Source organism: Kroppenstedtia guangzhouensis, from assembly GCF_014637345.1.
In the GTDB taxonomy this organism is placed as follows: domain Bacteria; phylum Bacillota; class Bacilli; order Thermoactinomycetales; family DSM-45169; genus Kroppenstedtia; species Kroppenstedtia guangzhouensis.
In genome coordinates this window covers 289,342-306,062 of the sequence record NZ_BMEX01000003.1, presented here as the reverse complement: position 1 = coordinate 306,062, position 16,721 = coordinate 289,342, and the positions used below count along the sequence as shown (strand labels likewise).

The 16,721-nt window shown below is 50.5% G+C and carries 18 protein-coding genes and 1 pseudogene; 15 read left to right on the top strand and 4 right to left on the bottom strand.

Annotated features, from left to right (window positions below; all coding sequences use genetic code 11):
- Nucleotides 1-5 precede the first annotated feature (5 nt).
- From IEV46_RS18325 to IEV46_RS05995, 13 genes are all read left to right on the top strand, one after another.
- A complete protein-coding gene (locus IEV46_RS18325) occupies nucleotides 6-542 on the top strand; it encodes a prenyltransferase/squalene oxidase repeat-containing protein (protein WP_188430952.1) in 537 nt (178 codons plus the stop codon).
- 92 nt (nucleotides 543-634) lie between these two features.
- The gene (locus IEV46_RS06045; protein WP_188430951.1) at nucleotides 635-1,264 is read left to right on the top strand and encodes a prepilin peptidase; all 630 of its coding nucleotides are present in this window, start codon (nucleotides 635-637) and stop codon (nucleotides 1,262-1,264) included.
- A 103-nt stretch (nucleotides 1,265-1,367) separates the two neighbouring features.
- A complete protein-coding gene (locus IEV46_RS06040) occupies nucleotides 1,368-2,483 on the top strand; it encodes a hypothetical protein (RefSeq protein WP_188430950.1) in 1,116 nt (371 codons plus the stop codon).
- Entirely contained in the window at nucleotides 2,480-2,605 is a 126-nt protein-coding gene (locus IEV46_RS18320) for a hypothetical protein (protein WP_268235874.1), read from the top strand. Before IEV46_RS06040 ends, IEV46_RS18320 begins: the two co-directional genes overlap by 4 nt.
- Before the next feature lie 244 nt (nucleotides 2,606-2,849).
- Complete coding sequence (locus IEV46_RS06035) at nucleotides 2,850-3,467, top strand: Maf family protein (protein WP_188430949.1); 618 nt, start codon at nucleotides 2,850-2,852, stop codon at nucleotides 3,465-3,467.
- A gap of 83 nt (nucleotides 3,468-3,550) precedes the next feature.
- Nucleotides 3,551-4,228, top strand: a complete 678-nt coding sequence (gene radC, locus IEV46_RS06030) for a RadC family protein (protein WP_188431179.1) — start codon at nucleotides 3,551-3,553, stop codon at nucleotides 4,226-4,228.
- Nucleotides 4,229-4,281: 53 nt separating this feature from the next.
- On the top strand, nucleotides 4,282-5,382 hold the full coding sequence (locus IEV46_RS06025) for a rod shape-determining protein (RefSeq protein WP_308420278.1): 1,101 nt from the start codon (nucleotides 4,282-4,284) through the stop codon (nucleotides 5,380-5,382).
- An 11-nt stretch (nucleotides 5,383-5,393) separates the two neighbouring features.
- Nucleotides 5,394-6,254 carry a rod shape-determining protein MreC gene (mreC, locus tag IEV46_RS06020; protein ID WP_188430947.1) on the top strand — a complete coding sequence of 287 codons (861 nt, stop codon included), beginning with the start codon at nucleotides 5,394-5,396 and terminating at the stop codon, nucleotides 6,252-6,254.
- A 3-nt stretch (nucleotides 6,255-6,257) separates the two neighbouring features.
- The gene (gene mreD / locus IEV46_RS06015; protein WP_188430945.1) at nucleotides 6,258-6,782 is read left to right on the top strand and encodes a rod shape-determining protein MreD; all 525 of its coding nucleotides are present in this window, start codon (nucleotides 6,258-6,260) and stop codon (nucleotides 6,780-6,782) included.
- Nucleotides 6,783-6,885: 103 nt separating this feature from the next.
- Nucleotides 6,886-7,548: a septum site-determining protein MinC gene (locus IEV46_RS06010; RefSeq protein WP_188431175.1), complete on the top strand. Its 663-nt coding sequence runs from the start codon at nucleotides 6,886-6,888 to the stop codon at nucleotides 7,546-7,548.
- 23 nt (nucleotides 7,549-7,571) lie between these two features.
- Nucleotides 7,572-8,366: a septum site-determining protein MinD gene (minD, locus tag IEV46_RS06005; protein ID WP_188430943.1), complete on the top strand. Its 795-nt coding sequence runs from the start codon at nucleotides 7,572-7,574 to the stop codon at nucleotides 8,364-8,366.
- 487 nt (nucleotides 8,367-8,853) lie between these two features.
- Nucleotides 8,854-9,105: an IS3 family transposase gene (locus IEV46_RS18600; protein WP_373284559.1), complete on the top strand. Its 252-nt coding sequence runs from the start codon at nucleotides 8,854-8,856 to the stop codon at nucleotides 9,103-9,105.
- A gap of 328 nt (nucleotides 9,106-9,433) precedes the next feature.
- On the top strand, nucleotides 9,434-9,928 hold the full coding sequence (locus IEV46_RS05995; protein ID WP_308420284.1) for a cation:proton antiporter regulatory subunit: 495 nt from the start codon (nucleotides 9,434-9,436) through the stop codon (nucleotides 9,926-9,928).
- A 99-nt stretch (nucleotides 9,929-10,027) separates the two neighbouring features.
- Here IEV46_RS05995 and IEV46_RS05990 read toward each other — a convergent pair whose 3' ends face one another.
- Together IEV46_RS05990 and IEV46_RS05985 are read right to left on the bottom strand one after the other, a co-directional pair.
- Entirely contained in the window at nucleotides 10,028-11,227 is a 1,200-nt protein-coding gene (locus IEV46_RS05990; protein WP_188430937.1) for a cation:proton antiporter, read from the bottom strand.
- Between the two features lie 15 nt (nucleotides 11,228-11,242).
- Complete coding sequence (locus IEV46_RS05985; RefSeq protein ID WP_188430935.1) at nucleotides 11,243-11,734, bottom strand: cation:proton antiporter regulatory subunit; 492 nt, start codon at nucleotides 11,732-11,734, stop codon at nucleotides 11,243-11,245.
- Nucleotides 11,735-12,701: 967 nt separating this feature from the next.
- Here IEV46_RS05985 and IEV46_RS05980 point away from each other — a divergent pair.
- Nucleotides 12,702-14,354, top strand: coding sequence for an FAD-binding dehydrogenase (locus IEV46_RS05980; protein WP_188430933.1), 1,653 nt, complete (start codon nucleotides 12,702-12,704; stop codon nucleotides 14,352-14,354).
- A gap of 220 nt (nucleotides 14,355-14,574) precedes the next feature.
- Here the strand turns inward: IEV46_RS05980 and IEV46_RS05975 are convergent, their stop codons facing one another.
- Together IEV46_RS05975 and IEV46_RS05970 are read right to left on the bottom strand one after the other, a co-directional pair.
- On the bottom strand, nucleotides 14,575-14,982 hold the full coding sequence (locus IEV46_RS05975; protein ID WP_188430931.1) for a DUF1259 domain-containing protein: 408 nt from the start codon (nucleotides 14,980-14,982) through the stop codon (nucleotides 14,575-14,577).
- A gap of 323 nt (nucleotides 14,983-15,305) precedes the next feature.
- Complete coding sequence (locus tag IEV46_RS05970) at nucleotides 15,306-16,313, bottom strand: glycosyltransferase (RefSeq protein ID WP_188430929.1); 1,008 nt, start codon at nucleotides 16,311-16,313, stop codon at nucleotides 15,306-15,308.
- Nucleotides 16,314-16,446: 133 nt separating this feature from the next.
- Here IEV46_RS05970 and IEV46_RS05965 point away from each other — a divergent pair.
- Nucleotides 16,447-16,698: pseudogene (locus tag IEV46_RS05965) on the top strand (alpha/beta hydrolase); the annotation flags it as partial.
- Nucleotides 16,699-16,721: the final 23 nt, after the last annotated feature.

The following is a 16,721-nucleotide window of genomic DNA, read 5'->3' as shown; positions in this document are numbered from 1 at the left end:
AATGGATGGGTAACCATCTGGGATGGAAACGGGTCGATCCCGTGGTGGAGAGGGCATGCAAATTCCTGGTAACCCATCAGGAATCCAACGGTTCTTGGTTTGGCAGATGGGGGATCGCCTACATTTATGGAACCTGGGCGGCCTTGACTGGTCTGGCATCGGTGGGCTTTCGGCGGGGAAACCCCTCAATAGACCGGGGAGTTCGGTGGCTCCTGACCATTCAGAATGAAGACGGAGGTTGGGGAGAATCCTGTCACAGCGATGTGGTTCGAAAGTATGTTCCTTTGGGGAAGAGTACCGAAGTTCAGACCGCCTGGGCGCTGAATGCTTTGGTGGCGGTCCATGATTCACCCATCCCCGAGATCGAAGCAGGGGTTAAGCGGCTGTTGGAGTTGTGCGAAAGCCCGGGGGAGATGGCGGATGTGCCCACAGGCGGCGGTTTGTCAGGCCAGTTCTATATCCACTATCACAGTTACCGCTATATTTGGCCGCTGGTCGCCTTGTCCCATTACCGTAAAAAATACGGAGAAAAACCGGGCTGAATTTTCGGTAAGGCCTTCCATTTTGTCGTAAATTGTAATATGATAGAATTGTTGGAATTCATATTCTCACATGCACCTTCGGAGGAGAGCCGATGGAGTGGCTGGCGTTGTCAGTGGGTGGACTCATGGGTTGGTGGATTCCGGGGGTGACAGGTCGCATTTTTCTTTCGGAACCGAAGAGGGAGAGGGGAATCCAGCCTTCGATGGCGGCGATGGGTGCCGTTGGTTTCTGGTTGTTGGTTACATCTTCCCTGACGGTGGGGGAGCAGGTTATGGGTGGGCTGTTTCTCCTTTTTTTGCTGGCGGCGGTCGCTCTGGATCTGTCCTGCCGTCTGATTCCCAATCGTCTCAACGGGATGGCTGCCCTTGGGTTTTTGGTGGTCCGCCTCCTGTCCGGACAGGAAGTTCTCTTGTCGCTGGGAGCCGGATTATTCGGGGGTGGAATCCTTTTGGCCATCTCCCTTCTCTCCCGGGGTGGAATGGGAGGAGGGGATGTCAAGATGGCCGCTGTTGCCGGGTTTGCTTTGGGATGGCCCAAGGTGGCGACCGGACTGGGACTGGGGATTATATCCGGAGGTCTTTGGGCTTCCTTTCTTCTGATCACAGGAAGGGCGGATCGTAAAACCCCGCTTCCTTTTGCGCCTCATCTGGCGATCGGTTTTTTCGTATCCTGTCTGTGGGGGGAGAAGCTGCTTCACCGATATCTGTCTCTGTACAGCTGATCTCATCGTTTCTGTGTATAGCGGCTGGCTTCCGACGGTTCTATCTCAATCTATCATTTCATAGTCATGATAGTACCAGTTGGAAGAAGGAGACGATAAATCGATGATGAAACCCCGGATCAATGTACGTGGCAAAAATGCAACCCCCCAGTTGTCTGAGCCCTTCATAAAAAAGAAGGAGCAGGTCGGTGGGGAAAATCGGCAGAACGGGAAGCGGGATTTCCGTCAAAGGTGTGGGGGAGTCTCAGGGTCACCAAAGGACCGGTCGCCGGGGTGGAAACGACCGTTGCTGCGGGCGCTTCAGGAAATGGAAGAAGAGAATCCGATTGGTTGGGGAAGCCCGTATTCCGGGCGCAGAACGGGAATGGGGAGGAAGGACAAGCGTATCCGATCGGTTGTGGTTTCTGTGGTGGGAGCCGTGCTGTTGGGCACCTTGATGGGAGGGCTGATCATGAGTCTCTTCTTTTCGGAAGATCCGGATCTGTCCACCCGGAGCATCGATTCTCACTTGAGACGGGCACCTGATGATGCAGAACAGTCCAAATCCCGAATTGAAGGGGAAAAATCAGGGGCAAAGAAGAAACAATCTCCACAAACCTTACAGTTGCCCGTACTCCAAGCCGTACTGGTCCAAGGCGGGAACTTCAAAGAAAGGGAAGGGGCTTTAAAAACCGTCCGGAAATATCGATCCGAGGGATGGGCTGCGGTCACAACAGAGGATCCGCCGTACCGGATCTATCGCGGGGTTGGACTGGATCGAGAGGGTTCTCGCAAGTTGACAGACGTGTTAGAGGAGAAGGACGCCAAAACCTATGCAAAAGAGGTTCAGTTCGGGGCCCAGTCCGTTCCACTCACCTCCATTCCGGAGGGGAAGAGTCTCATCACTTGGTTGAATCACGGGCATCAGGTGTTCCGGTTGTTGGGGGAAAAGAGTGCAGAGGGGCTGGCGCCAGGGGAGAAGGGAGTTTCCCTTGAACCGGTCTGGAGTGAGGTCCTCGAACATTACAATCATCTGGTACAGACAGCTCCCCAGCTTGAAAAGGGGATCCCGGCAAAAGCCAAGCCCCAGCTGGTCCAGATGGTACGTGGAATGGATCAAGTGGTGCAAAGCGGGCAGACCAATCCGAAGCAGCCGGAAAGCGCCATGTTGTGGCAAATGCAGGAAGGGTTGATCCGCTATGCATTGGCTTATGAAAAATTTGTGGAGGCTTTACGTTGACAGGAGATTCTTTCTTGTCCCCCCCCGTTGATTTTGCTAAACTGAACATGTATCTGAGACTTTTCGCGATCCTGTCTGCCCGGATTCGGGACGGCCGCCGGGACTCCCCGTCGGTGACCTAACAGGATCGATTTTCTTCGTTTGTAACTTTTTGCATATATTATTTGACACATCCATCCAAATGGAAACAGGTTCGCCAGTTACTGACTTCCTTCTGCCCAGGAGCCTGTTAACAATATGAGAGATATGTTTTGTGAATTGTTCACTTTCACTGCCGTACCTCTCACCTCACAGATATCATTGTCCGGACATCACATATGGAAATCATTTGTTGAAACATGGCAGTCATGAAGGAGGTCGGGGCCCATGCAGCCGGAACTCGTACTCGCCTCCGGTTCCCCGCGACGAAAAAATCTCCTCAAAACGATGGGGCTCTCCTTTTCGGTTCACCCCAGTTCTGTGACGGAGGAAGTTCCGGGAGAGCCGGCGCCGGGGGAACTGGTGGAGATCCTTGCCGCCAAAAAAGCGCTGGCAGTGGCTCATACAAAAAAACAAGCATTGGTGATCGGAGCGGATACGGTTGTGGCCCTAGGGGATGAGATCCTGGGCAAGCCGGGAGATGAGAAAGAGGCTTGTCGCATTCTCCAACACCTTCAAGGGCAGTCCCACCAGGTGTATACCGGGATTGCTCTGGTGGAGGTGGTCAAAGGAAAAGTATCCCATCGCCTGATCAGGCACCGGGTGACGGAAGTGATGATTCGTAACATGAGTTTGGATGAGATCCGATGGTACGTTTCCACCGGGGAGCCGATGGATAAAGCGGGGGCGTACGGGATTCAGGGTATCGGTTCCCTTTGGGTGGATTGGATCGATGGCTGTTACTCCAATGTAGTGGGGATGTCACTTCCCCTGCTTTATGACATGATGAATGAGATGGGTTACCCTGTCCTCAAGGGATCATTCGCTCCGGAAAATAAGGCGTAACAACTGAGATCTGGCAACAGGCCCTCCTTATTTTGCCGGTTCAAAGGGAGGTTTTTCAGAAGTTGCGTTCGCCGGAACAATTGATGATTCGTGATGTACCAGAAGAAGACCGGCCCAGGGAACGGTTGTCCCGGCAGGGGCCGGCCTCACTTTCCAATGCGGAGCTGGTTGCCATTCTATTGCGGACGGGCACCTCTTCGGAGTCAGTGCTTCAACTGGCCAACCGGGTTCTCTCCCGGTCGGAAGGATTAAAAGGATTGGCCGGCTCCACCTTGAATGAGTTGGTTCAGATCAGAGGGATCGGACCGGCCAAAGCGATTCAGCTCCTGGCGGGAATCGAGCTGGGGCGCCGGGTCTTCCGGGCCTTGCCCTCGGAGCGGATCCAGATTCGGTCTCCCGGGGATGCCGCCGATTATGTGATGGATGAGATGAGGCATCTGTCCCAGGAACATTTTCTTTGTCTGTTTCTGAACACCAAAAACCGGGTAATCGATAAAAAATGCATTTTTGTAGGCAGTCTCAATTCGTCGGTGGTTCATCCGCGGGAGGTGTTCCGGGAAGCGATCCGCAGAAGCTCAGCAGGAGTGATCTGTGTCCACAATCACCCGAGCGGGGATCCGACACCCAGTCGGGAGGACATTCATGTGACGGAACGCCTGGTCGAGGCAGGACAGATCGTCGGGATTGAGTTATTGGACCATATCATCATCGGGGATCATCGTTACTACAGCATGAAAGAAAAGGGGATTATTCCTGTCTGATTCTCCGTGTCTAAAAAAATGAGAATACTATAAGCGAAGGACTGAGATGGTTCATGCGATTCTGGTTTGGGAACAAAGGAAAAGACGGAGGAAATGAGACGATCTTCCAGAAATTCGGAGGATTCACAAGAGACATGGGAATCGATCTGGGGACGGCCAACACCTTGGTCTATCTAAAGGGTCAAGGGATCGTGGTAAGAGAACCATCTGTGGTGGCACTGGAAACAGGATCCCAGGAGATTAAAGCCGTGGGGGATGAAGCCAAACGGATGATCGGAAGGACTCCGAGCAACATTGTGGCCATTCGTCCCATGAAAGATGGAGTGATCGCCGATTACAATACAACCGCCACCATGTTGGAATATTTTATCAAGCAAGCGCAGAACCAACGAGTCTATCTCCCCCGTCGTCCCAATGTGATGGTTTGTGTTCCGACTGGAGTCACTCCGGTGGAAAAGCGTGCGGTGGAAGAGGCAACCCGTGCAGCCGGTGCCAAGGAGGCTCACACCATTGAGGAACCTTTTGCCGCCGCCATCGGCGCCGGTTTGCCTGTCTGGGAACCGACGGGGAGCATGGTAGTGGATATCGGAGGCGGGACGACGGAGGTCGCCGTCATCTCTCTGGGCGGAATCGTCACTTCTAAATCCCTGCGTGTGGCCGGGGACGGTATGGATGATGCGATCATCCAATATATCAAACGCATGTACAACTTGATGATCGGTGAACGGAGTGCCGAAACGCTGAAATTGGAGATCGGATCGGCGATGGCAATAGATCCGAAAGAAGTCCGGGAAATTCGTGGTCGGGATCTGATCTCCGGCCTGCCTAAGACCATCGAGATCACCTCCACTGAAGTGGCGGAAGCACTCGATGATACAGTGAGTGCCATCATTGAATCGGTCAAGCTGACTCTGGAACAGACCCCGCCGGAACTGGCGGCAGATGTCATGGATCAGGGGATTGTGTTGACTGGGGGTGGTGCACTGTTGCGAAAACTGGACCAAAGACTGGCGGAAGAGACGAAAATGTCAGTAGTGATTGCGGAAAATGCTTTGGATTGTGTGGCTATCGGTACGGGACAATCCCTTGAAAATATCCATCTGTTCACTTCCGGCGTGGGGATCTCTTCTCCTCGTGACCGTCGCCGGTCATAAAGGTGATGAATGTGTTTTTACGCTTGTTTGCCAATCGTCGTCTGTTTGTCCTGTTGCTGGCGGTGATCCTGTTGACGGTCTCTGTCGGGATGACCCGGGGAGAACGGGAAAAGGTGACCTGGGTGGAAGCCGGAGTGAAGAATACTGTCGCTTGGTTGAGCAGTTGGATCCCTTCCCCCTCCCGTCTTCTGGCGGAGGGATCTCCAGAGGGGAAAGGTGAGGAAGGTGAGGAAATCCTTCAATTAAAAGCGGAATTGAGTCGGTTGAAGCAGGAAAACCGTCAGCTGAAAGAGGCAGCCGATTATATTGATAAAAACAAAGAAAGCTATATTACGGCTCAGACCGTGGCCCGCAGTCCGGATCGTTGGAATGACCGGCTGGTGATCGACAAAGGGAAGAAGGACGGAATCCAAAGGAATATGCCGGTCGTCACCCATGAGGGCTTGATTGGACGGGTGTCGGCGGTGACCGATCAGATGGCGGATATCCAACTTCTTACAGACTCCGGCAGCACCCCGGGGATTGCCGCTCATGTTCTGGCCGGGGAGGAAATATTCGGTCTGATCGAAGGATATGACGAAAAAAGCAAGCGCCTGCTGATGAAGAAGATCCCTTCCGGAGTTCAATTGAAAAAAGGGCAACTGGTGGTCACCTCGGGAATGTCCGAGATCTTCCCGGGCAATCTTTTGATTGGAACCGTCGATAAGGTGACAACGGGGGATTTCGGAGTGGATCAAATGGTTTATGTGAAACCCGCCGCCCGGTTTGAGCGACTCCAATATGTGATGGTGGTCCGTGACCCGGCCAAAATTCAACTGAAAAAACACCGGCAGAAATTGGACTCAAAGGACGAGAGAAACGGAGGGAATTAAGCCATGGCAGCCTGGATGCTAACCGGTTTCCTCTCCTTTCTTTTTTTGTTGGAGGGAACTGTGTTGCAAGATTTGGCTCCCCAGGCTTGGGGGAGTCCATTTGTTTGGATTCCGCAGCCGGTGACCAGCGGAATTATTCTTTTGTCTTTGATTCAGGGAAGAAAGGCCGGTCTGATATATGGATTATGTTTCGGTTTGATCCACGATCTGGTGTTTGGACAGGTGATTGGAGTCTATGCCTTCAGCACTGCCGCGATCGGTTATATAGCGGGACAGATCTCCCGGCAATTTGTTTCCGGTCCCATTGTTGCTCTATGTGCGACCGGGATTTGTCAGGCGGTGCATCTGTGCATGGTATTCGGTTGGTACCGTCTCTTCAACGTGACGCAAATCCCTTGGGAAGAGTCGATGATTTATCATATCATCCCCTCCGTTTTGATCAACACCGTAGTCGCTTATCCGGTCTACCGAGGAGTTCGGTGGATTGTCGGACGATTTCACCCTCATTCGCTACAATTGTTTGAATAAATAAGATCTGCCTGTGTATCCGGTCATGTCCGAAGAGGAGGATTTTTCGGGTATGTGCCGAAAACATAGAGAGAACGGGGTGAACTGGATCATGGGTAAAGTGATGAAACCGGGTGTGCACATTAAGGGAACCAAGGCTGGGCTTCTCTTTTTGCTAAATGAGTCACGTCCCTTTTCTACAGTATTGAGCGAACTGAAATCTAAGCTGGAGGATGGATCCAATCTGTGGGACGGCCCCGATACCCGTGTCCTGATCAAGCTGGGAAAAAGACAGATCACGCGGGACGAAGAAAAGGAAATGAGAAGATTGTTTTCCTCCCACAAAAACCTGATTATCCATTCCATCGAAACATCCAATGGCCGGCCCTATCTGGTGGAGGATCAGGGAATTCAAATATTGACCGGAACCGTCCGTTCCGGTCAGATTCTGGAACACCGGGGAGATCTTCTTCTCCTAGGAGATGTGAACCCCGGAGGGACAGTCCGTTCCACGGGGAGTATCTATGTCCTGGGGGCTCTGCGGGGGTTGGCCCATGCGGGGGGCGAGGGGGATGAAGAGGCGATCATCGCTGCCTCCAGCCTATACCCGACCCAACTGCGGATCGCCGGTGTGGTGTCCCGTCCACCGGATGAATGGGGGGAGTCCGGAGTCACCGGCATGAATTTTGCTTACTTGGTCAATGGGCAGATTGCCGTGGATAAAATGCACCATTTGAATCGCATCCGTCCGGAAATCGAGTGGAAAGGGAACCGGTTCAGATCATAGAATGGCCGGGAGGAGGGTAAAGAGTGGGGGAAGCCATCGTCGTAACTTCCGGGAAAGGCGGGGTGGGCAAGACGACGACATCGGCCAATATTGGGACTGCCCTGGCCTTGTCCGGCAAGAAGGTGTGCCTTCTGGACACGGATATCGGGTTACGCAATCTGGATGTGCTGTTGGGGTTGGAAAACCGCATCATCTATGACCTGGTGGATGTGACTGAACAAAAGTGCAAAATCGAACAGGCATGGATCAAACATAAACGGTGCGACACTCTTTACCTGTTGCCTGCGGCCCAGACGAAAGACAAGTCTGCGGTGGATGCAAAACAACTCCGCTGGCTGACCGCCGAGTTGAAGGAACGGTTTGATTACGTCATCATCGATTGTCCGGCGGGGATTGAGATGGGCTTTAAGAATGCCGTCGCCGGGGCGGACCGGGCGATTGTGGTCAGCAGTCCGGAAAATGCGGCCATCCGCGATGCGGACCGGGTGATTGGAATCCTGGAAAAGGAGAGGGTTCCGCAACCCAAACTGGTGGTCAACCGGTTTCGGCCCCAGATGGTGAAAGAGGGGGGCATGTTGGATGTGGAGGAAGTCATCTCCGTCTTGGCCGTTGATCTGTTGGGGGTGGTCCCTGATGACGAGGAAGTGATCCGGGCCGGACATCAGGGAGAACCCATCGTCTTCCAATCTCGAAATCTCGCCGCCAAAGCCTACCGCAACATCGCCCGCCGGATCCAGGGAGAAGTGGTCCCCCTCCTCCCCCTCGACCCGGAACGGAAACTATTCCACCGAATGAAGCGCTGGCTTGGCTTGGCATAAACCAAAAAAGCACCTGGAGGCGGGTGCTTTTTTGGTTTGTGGGTGTGAACTGCGATGAATCATTTTCATAAATTAAGGGCGCACACTGATGGACTGAATCCGTATTTCACAACATACTAGTGAAAGCCGTTCATTGGGAGAGGTGGGTTTCACATGGAGCGTCTTTGGATCGTCAGACTCGCCGGAATGTGAAACCCAATCCCGACCGGCCCGACCACCACTAATTCACAACGCTTCTAGTGAGCAGACTCCCAATAATGAACTCTAATCGGTAGCATCTAGCCTCGCAGGTACTTTATTATCAGTGGAGGGATGCGTTTTTAGAGGGAGCAAGGCGGGGCTTCCTCCCAAGAGGCAGATGGAAACGGAAAAATGGAAAAAGGATTATGGAATATGAACGGTTCTCAGGCGAACTGATCATGCAGATCAAGGTGTTGAAAAAGTATACATCCCTGAAAGAAGAAGACTTCTCCTCGATTCGGGGTTGGTGGAAACCGATGAGGTAACGGTTTCGACTGTCTGTAAGGCCTTAGAGGATCGAGCGTTCAACCTGCTACAAACAGGTACAACGCTCTCTAGATGGGGGAAATCTGCGCGGTCCTGTCCCCGCCAGGGAACCTTGGCTCTAGAGATCAAGCGCCTGTTTATCCAGTATCCGGTCTTTGGTTACCGTAGGATTTGGGCTCTGCTCCAACGAAAAGGATATCCCTACAACAGGAAAACGGTTTACCGGGGATAAAAGACATAAACTTGTTTCAAAAAACGGTGTATTATGAGACCAAACAGTCCTTGGAGATCGTTCTACCGATCTAACAGGTCCGAACCAACGGTGGCATATCGATATGACGAGGTGTGAAGAAGGCTGGGCCAACCTCGTGGCGATGATTGACGCGTATGACCGTCGGTTTGTGAGCCATGACGTTCAATCTTAAAGTGGAGACTTTCAAAGCAGGTTGCTTACACCAACAGTTTCATGCGTGGAACGGCATCATTTGACATTCTTCATCGGATCGATATGCTATGTATAACAGATCCGTAATCGAAAGGGACGGAAAAAGGAGGACTCCATTTTGGATATACGAGAAACTGATATACCAGGAATCGGCCGTAAATTTCAATTGGAGACTCGTTCCGGAGAGAAGGCCGTGGTCATCATCCATGACGACGGCAGGCGGGAAATGTATCAATCTGATCCCAATGACCCGGACGAAAGTAAATGTATTGTTACGTTGGACGATGAGGAGGCCCGACAATTGGCTGGGATCATCGGTGGAATGAGTTATCAACCCAAAGCATTGGAAAATATCGAAATCGCTCTGGAGGATTTGATTATCGAATGGTATAAGATCCCTCCCCATGTGAAATGTAACGGAATTACCATCGGAGAGCTGAGGGTCCGCCAAAGAACAGGAACGACGATTATCGCCGTGATTGAAAAAAATCAGCGCAAAACGATCAATCCTGGGCCTGACCATGTTCTTGTTTCAGACGCTACACTGGTCATTGCCGGCAAAAGAAAACAAATCAATAAACTCAAACAGATTTTATCCGGTGGAGAATAGTCACCAGTCAAATTCACCTTCCTGTTGAGCTCGAAGACGCAAGAGGGCATCGCTTGTTCCGCAAGCGATGCCCTCTTTTCTTTCTCATGATCCAATGAATCACTGCCGGACTCGGATCCGGTTTGCTACTTTTTGATACAGACCGTAAATCGTTTTCGATTCCTTTGTCAACAAGGGTCCGATCACTGCGAGGATCAGAACATATAGTACAGCGAAGGACTGAATGACCGGCATCAGATTCCCCTCTTTGCCGATATTCGCCATGATGATCGAGAACTCGCCGCGGGAGACAAGGGTGAATCCGATATTCACCGAAGATTTTGCGGATACGCCGGATGCATGCCCAGCGAAGAAGCCTGACAATAGATTGCCGAGGATGGTCAACAGGACTCCGACAACTGCCACACCCACGGCCCCTCCCAGGGAAGTGGGGTCAATGGTCAATCCAAAGCTGAAGAAAAACATGGCACCGAACAGGTCCCGGAAAGGCAGAACCAATTGTTCAATTCGTTTTGCATGAGCGGATTCCGCCAGCACCAGTCCGATCAGCAATGCTCCGATCGCCTCCGCCACATGCAGAGTTTCGGAGAAGCCTGAAACCAGAAACAAAGAAGCGATCACCAGCAGCAAAAACAATTCTGAGGATCGTACGTTTAACACTTTATCAATCCACGGCATCAATCTTCGTCCAACGACGATAAACAGAAGGATAAAGACCAGGGCTGTCAACGAGGTGAACAGCACACCAGTCCATGATGTTGCACCGCTCAGTACCAACCCGGATAAAATCGAAATGTGAACAGCGATGAACAGGTCATCGAACATGATCATTCCCATGATTATTTCCGTTTCCGGGTTGGCTGTCCGTTTTAGATCGACCAGTACTTTGGCAACAATGGCTGTGGAAGAACTGGTCATAATTCCGCAAATAACCATGGTTTCTTTCAATGGAAACCCCATCATCCACCCGAGTAGAAGACCGGAAACAAAATTGATCGCGACATAAAATGACCCGCCGATCACGATCGATTTTCCCGACTTGATGAGTCGTCCAACGGAAAACTCCAAACCGAGATAAAACAGCAGAAACAACACGCCCAGCCGTCCCATGAAATCGATAAAAACCGAGCTCTCGATAAACCGCAAATCGATAATCCCGAAATGGGGGGCGTGGGGTCCAACCACCATACCCACAAGAATATAGAAGGGGATCACCGAAAAACGAAGCTTTGTTGACAAGACTCCAACCACTGCGATCAAAGCAATTGCGAGCCCAACCTCAAATATAAGTGTGTCCATAGCTCCCCCCTCCCGTCATAATCCTTTCTGTAAATACATTTTCAACGTTTTCAACTGTTCCCGTTCGCCTGCGACGATGAGGGTGGAACCGGCAGCCAATGGAAAGTCTGGCCCCGGAATCAGATGATTTTGATGTCCTTTATCGATCACCGCGATGATGGTGGCGCCTGTCATCTGGCGAACCTTCAGATCGCCGATCGTGTTTCCGATGCAACTCGCATCCCTCTCAAGTTTAAACCATTCGATGACCAGGTCGTCCAGTGCCACTTCAATGGTTTCAAGCGCCTTCGGTTGATAGGTCATTCCGCCAATGATCCCTGCGAGGTGTCTCGCTTCGTCATCTTCAAATGTCGCGATGGAGATACTTTCATCGGGATCGTCGGGATTTAATCTATACAGTTCACGCCTTCCATCATCATGAATAATAATGACCAGATGATCGCCGCTGCGGGCTGACACTTCAAACTTACGCCCAATTCCCGGTAAGTCTGTTTCCCCAATATTCAAACTGAATTCCTCCGTTGATTGGATTGCGGTTCCCGGATGCGAGTCCAAGTAAAGATACCAGAACCGAATCGTATTCATCATACCCTGGATCACTGGTATAAATGCACTTACAACCAATCAGGTGGTGCCCCGTAGTACAAAGATTGCCTAGGCAACACACGGTTCCTTTCCAATGCCCATGATCAGGTGAATCGGCAGTCTTGAACCTATGAAACATAAGAAAATAAAGCAGGGAGAATAAACAGGATTAACCGAGGAGTTACACGTAAGCCGAGGTGAATTTGGTAGGCATAAGAAATAAACGTTTCATCCAGATACAAATGATATCCAGGACGAAAACGATGGGAAGCGTAACCAGTATGATCGGATTGACGGGATAAATATGCACATAAGATACCGGTTTTTTGATCCACTGCATTTTTACCGGCAACTTCAAATGGTTACCCACGATCTGGTAGTGAAGTCTGAATGAGGAAAGTATCGGGGATTTGTTCAGAAGATGACGATCGTCTTCAATATATAATAGTGCTATTGAAGTATAAAGAAGAAGCAAAACGAGGAAAAAATAGGTGAACAGGTTACAACGTCGGTTTCCATACATTGTCAAACCCGTTCACCCTCCCCTTTGTTCCTGGTTTTCTACTAAAATAAATTTATCATTCAGTATGGTATAAATCAAGATGGACTTACTGCGAATTCCTTTAGGAATTTACAATGAGCGACCTATGTATCACCAAACGATTCAAGAAGGGTCAATAAGAAGGCATCACCTTCATCGAGGCGATGCTCATTATGCTCTTAGCCAGCTGGTTCCTCAAATCTTGTTCCTTGTTCCATATCCCAGTATAATTACTCGTTAGAAGCTGTATGATGAAGAATACTTGATCCAAATAGAGATCCGAATACTTGTTACGCATATGGGATAATTGTTCAGAATTGCTAAGTATATTCTAAAAAGGGTGATCCAATGGTGGATGTGATTGTGGTGGGGGCCGGAATAGCTGGTCTGGTCGCCACTGCGGAATTGGCGGATGCGGGGAAGAGGGTATTACTATTGGATCAAGAACCTGAAAGCTCCCTCGGTGGTCAGGCGTGGTGGTCTTTTGGCGGTCTGTTTCTGGTGGATTCCCCGGAGCAGCGGCGGATGGGAATCAAAGATTCCAGGGACTTGGCATGGCAGGATTGGTTGGGGACGGCGGGTTTTGATCGGGAAGATGATGAGGATATTTGGGGAAGAAAGTGGGCTGAAGCCTATGTGGACTTTGCCGCCGGAGAAAAGCGCGCCTGGTTGCGAAGTTTGGGAGTCCGTTTTTTTCCGGTTGTGGGTTGGGCGGAACGGGGAGGGTCCCTTGCTGAAGGACACGGAAACTCGGTTCCCCGCTTCCACATTGTATGGGGAACGGGTCCCGGAATTGTTGCCCCATTTGAAGGGCGCCTTCGGGAACATATAAAAAACGGTCGGGTGGATTACCGTCCCCGACATCGTGTGAAGCATTTGATTAAAAATAACGGTGCAGTAGTGGGTGTGAGCGGTTCTGTTCTGGTGCCGAGCACAGCGGCACGGGGTGAAGCCAGTTCGGATGAAGAGATCGGCCATTTTGAATTCAGGGGAGAAGCGGTGCTGGTTTCCAGTGGAGGGATCGGTGGAAATCATGATCTGATTCGTAAAAACTGGCCTAAACGTCTTGGGGATCCTCCTAAACGTATGGTCTCGGGTGTTCCGGCGCATGTCGACGGACGAATGCTTGCCATCACGGAAAAAGCCGGGGGGCGCATTGTGAACCGGGATCGCATGTGGCACTACACGGAAGGGATAAAAAACTGGAATCCCATTTGGGAAAATCACGGCATACGGATTCTCCCGGGACCTTCTTCCATATGGTTGGACGCATGTGGGAGGCGTTTTTCGGCTCCGAATTTTCCCGGATTTGACACATTGAGCACTTTAAAAGCGATCCAAGGGACAGGCTACGACTACTCTTGGTTCATATTGACGCAAAAAATTATTGAAAAAGAATTTGCTCTGTCAGGTTCAGAGCAAAATCCGGATTTAACGGACAAAAGCATTAAAAAAGTGTTGGGCAGAGTTTTGCCTGGAGCCCCCGGGCCGGTAAAAGATTTTATGGAGCGGGGGGAGGATTTTATCGTCGCTGATACGTTGGCCGAATTGGTCACCAGGATGAATCGACTCACAGGCGAAAACTTACTGAGCCTGGAGGACATTGAACGACAAATACGAGCAAGGGACCGTGAAATGGAGAATAAATTCACCAAGGATCTTCAGATCACGGCTCTCCGTGGCGCACGTTATTATCTGGGCGATAAATGGATCCGAGTAGCCACACCACATCAAATACTGGATCCAAAAAACGGTCCTCTGATCGCAGTTCGCTTACATATTCTGAGTCGAAAAACTTTGGGGGGATTGCAGACTGATTTGTCCGGGAAAGTGTTGGACTCTCAAGGGAAAGCCATTCCGGGACTTTATGCAGCCGGCGAAGCCTCGGGTTTCGGCGGGGGAGGTGTCCATGGATATCGCTCCCTCGAAGGGACCTTTCTGGGTGGATGTCTCTTTACAGGTAGAGTGGCAGGACGCGCAATCGCCAAAGAGCTGGGTTAGGGCATGTCTGGTAATTCACTTTTATCCGATGTGTAGGGTGAATACATAAAAAGCACCTGGGGACGGGTGCTTTTTGCAGGAGTGCCCGGCCCAGGCCTCAGAACAGCTTTTGGCGACAGAATTTTGAGACAGTCCCCATGCTCGTCCCCATCGGCAAGATTTACGAGCGGCGCCAGCGGGAGTCAGACTTTCTTCCCGGTGAATCAACAGCCCTAATTTGTTATCTATTCAGCACTTTTAAGGCTCGGGCCACTTTCCGTGCAAATTGGATAGGATTTTCCACTGATTCAAAGTGAATATAAAAAAGGCGCGGCTTTTCAAAGAGCCAGTGATTGTGAAGGGCAGTAACGATAATCCCTTGTCTTCGCAATTCAGTAATAAAGGGATTGATCTCTTCTTGAAGGATCACGGTTTCTCCCAAGTTAAGAGCCCGACCTTTGCGGTCCAAACTTTCAAAGCTGAAAAAGGTGGGCAATACAAGAGGTGAACGGCTGCGACGTCCCAAAATAGTGACCGGTATTTTGCGAAACTTCTGGATTAGACAGGCTCCGTTTACAATACTGGGCGATCCGCCCACAATATTGGCAAACAGTTGGCAAAGTTGGTTAAATGAACTCAAGTCTATCATCCTCCTCTTTCTTTGAGTCAATTTCAGGTTATGAAAACAGAAAGCATAGGGTGATAGACTGAATTCCTGTTTCTTAACGAATAGTGAATGGTGTCTGGCTTGCACCACACAACATGAATCCCCACATCACCGCATCGTCCGGATTTAAGCAGTGAAAATGGCTGTCCCGACTTTGATGACAGGGATCGCGGGTATGTCGATTAGCCACACTTTGGATAGTTTTTGTATATCAACATACTTTAATTTCCATTCGGAGGCGCAAGAACGAGGAGCTAATCGCGATAAAATACATGGACGGTAAGAGTCACTTCCTTTCGTATCGGTTATGAGAGAGGGTTCGCAGGAGAGCACTGTTTGTAAACGCGAACCATCTGAGGAACCACTTGACTGACGTCATGTACTCTTACCGCATAGGACCGTCCGATTTCACCCAACCGACGTCGTTCATTGGGGCGGGCCAAAAGCCAGTCTAGCTTTTCCGTAATGGTTTCCGGGTTTGCTGACAGAATCGGAAAATCGCGGGGGAAGGTGCTTTTGAGATCTTCGCGGATATAACTGATAACCGGCTTTCCCAAAGCCATCGCTTCCATCGCCAGAATCCCATGAGTCCCGATCAACAACTGGTCCACAATGATATCCGCTTGTCGGTAAATTTGAAGCGCTTGTTCATGGGACATATTTTGGACCCTGCGAAAAGTGAAATTGTGTTTTTGCCTTAATGCGTTGACAGCTTTTTCGACATAGGAAGTGCCTTTTAGGGAAGGGATGGAGGGTGCGTGGACCACAAGGGGAACCCGTTTGTGAGGATCGGGATATATGGGCGGATACTTTTTTGTCTCGATCATGCGAGGGACGACGTGCACCTTTTTGTAAAACCGCTTGGCGTGTTCATAGAGTTCATAATCCGGAACTACTGCATCTTCAATTGCCGCCGAAATACGCTTCAGGTGTCTCACAATTTCCGTTTCCGTTTGATTTTGGGGATGGATGACTTGAATCAATGGGTTTTTCTGTCTGGCATGGGATAAAAGGCGTACATCATTCCCACAGTGTCGCATCAACACTTTTTTCTTGTTTTTAGCGAGGATATTTAGATCACTGAGGTCTTCAAACATGGTCTTTCCCCAGTAATAGTGGAAAATATCAAAACGGCCCCAATTCCTTTGGAACCACTGAGGCATTTTTTCACGGTGAAGATAACGCTGCAACGGATATTTAAATTTGCTTTTGTTATAAACCAACTGTTCAGTGTAAAAACCTCGACGATTCAATTCACGAGCAAGAAGATTTCCTTGTCCGGCTATGTCCACCGGGGTTATTAAAATGCGCATGGAACAGTCTCCCCTCCTATTTGTCATCGTCAGTACATCTTATGTTCTTCATTTCGCTCCAGTGTGGATATCGATAGAAACTATACCTTGTTTAGGTTTTTGTCCTGTAGGGGAATTTGAAGGAGGGATTGAGATGAAGCATCTTTTCCGGGGCGGATCTGATCCGGAACAGCCGACACTACTGTTGTTGCACGGGACGGGGGGGAATGAGGAGGATCTGTTGCCCCTTGCGAAGATGCTCTCCCCGGAATCGGGGATGCTGAGTGTCAGAGGGGATGTGTTGGAGAATGGGATGCCCCGGTTTTTCCGCAGGCTGGTGGCTGTCGGTTATTCCAACGGAGCCAATATCGCTGCCACTGTTGTTTTTAGCACAGCAAAAAACCTGATGGATCATGGTTTTTCCTTTTG

Bases quoted from the DNA above. Each gene is read 5' to 3' on its own strand.
- IEV46_RS05975 (WP_188430931.1), bottom strand. From the start codon at position 14,982: ATGATAGACTTGAGTTCATTTAACCAACTTTGCCAACTGTTTGCCAAT.
- mreD (WP_188430945.1), top strand. From the start codon at position 6,258: ATGGCAGCCTGGATGCTAACCGGTTTCCTCTCCTTTCTTTTTTTGTTG.
- IEV46_RS06035 (WP_188430949.1), top strand. From the start codon at position 2,850: ATGCAGCCGGAACTCGTACTCGCCTCCGGTTCCCCGCGACGAAAAAAT.
- IEV46_RS18325 (WP_188430952.1), top strand. From the start codon at position 6: ATGGGTAACCATCTGGGATGGAAACGGGTCGATCCCGTGGTGGAGAGG.
- IEV46_RS06040 (WP_188430950.1), top strand. From the start codon at position 1,368: ATGATGAAACCCCGGATCAATGTACGTGGCAAAAATGCAACCCCCCAG.
- IEV46_RS06010 (WP_188431175.1), top strand. From the start codon at position 6,886: ATGAAACCGGGTGTGCACATTAAGGGAACCAAGGCTGGGCTTCTCTTT.
- IEV46_RS06045 (WP_188430951.1), top strand. From the start codon at position 635: ATGGAGTGGCTGGCGTTGTCAGTGGGTGGACTCATGGGTTGGTGGATT.
- radC (WP_188431179.1), top strand. From the start codon at position 3,551: ATGATTCGTGATGTACCAGAAGAAGACCGGCCCAGGGAACGGTTGTCC.
- IEV46_RS05980 (WP_188430933.1), top strand. From the start codon at position 12,702: ATGGTGGATGTGATTGTGGTGGGGGCCGGAATAGCTGGTCTGGTCGCC.
- IEV46_RS06025 (WP_308420278.1), top strand. From the start codon at position 4,282: ATGCGATTCTGGTTTGGGAACAAAGGAAAAGACGGAGGAAATGAGACG.
- IEV46_RS05990 (WP_188430937.1), bottom strand. From the start codon at position 11,227: ATGGACACACTTATATTTGAGGTTGGGCTCGCAATTGCTTTGATCGCA.
- IEV46_RS05970 (WP_188430929.1), bottom strand. From the start codon at position 16,313: ATGCGCATTTTAATAACCCCGGTGGACATAGCCGGACAAGGAAATCTT.